The sequence below is a fragment of the Aeromicrobium sp. EU05-FHT14F07 genome (assembly GCF_058790455.1).
Genome location: NZ_JBYTCR010000046.1, coordinates 1 through 829, shown reverse-complemented (window position 1 = coordinate 829; position 829 = coordinate 1). Strand labels below are relative to the sequence as shown.

Genomic DNA, 829 nt, shown 5'->3' with positions numbered 1-829 from the left:
CGACCGGTCGAGCCGGCCCCGCTCGTGTCCGCATCGAACTTCCGAGCAGGTGAAGCGGCGGATCGTTGCTTTGCGGTGGCGTCAGCGTCTCGGCCCGGTACAGATCGGCGGCCGGCTCGGTGTCGCTCCCTCGACCGTCCACGCGGTGCTGGTGCGATGCCGGATGAACCGGCTCAGCCACATCGACCGGGCCACTGGTGAGCCGATCAGGCGTTACGAACACCCGTATCCGGGATCGTTGATCCATGTCGACGTCACCAAGTTCGGCAACATTCCCGACGGCGGAGGCTGGCGCTACGTCGGTCCACAGATCGGCAAGCAGAACAAGTCACGCACCGCGCTCCGCACTGGCCGTACTGAGAAGGGCCACCCGAACATTGGCACGGCGTTCCTGCACACCGTGATCGACGACCACTCCCGCCTCGCCTACGTCGAAATCTGCACTGACGAGAAAGCCGCGACCGCGACCGGTGTCCTGCGCCGGGCCGTGGCCTGGTTCGCCGAGCGCGGCGTCACCGTCGAGCGCGTCCTGTCCGACAACGGCAGCTGCTACCGCTCCCACGCGTGGGCCCAGGCCTGCGCCGACCTCGCGATCACCTCAAAAAGGACCCGGCCATACCGTCCCCAGACCAACGGCAAGATCGAACGCTTCCACCGCACCCTCGCCGACGGCTGGGCCTACGCCCGCTTCTACGGCTCAGAAGCTGAACGCCGAGCAGCCCTCCCAGGCTGGATCCACTTCTACAATCACCACAGGCCCCACTCCGCTCTCGGAACGCTGCCACCCATCAGCAGGATCGCCAACAACCTGCCTGGACATCACACCTAG

General features: G+C 66.3%; 1 protein-coding gene. It reads left to right on the top strand.

What is annotated here, in order from left to right:
• Positions 1–829, top strand: an 829-nt coding sequence (locus tag AC3WRM_RS18405; RefSeq protein ID WP_492250001.1) for an IS481 family transposase, incomplete at its 5' end; no start/stop codon positions are given.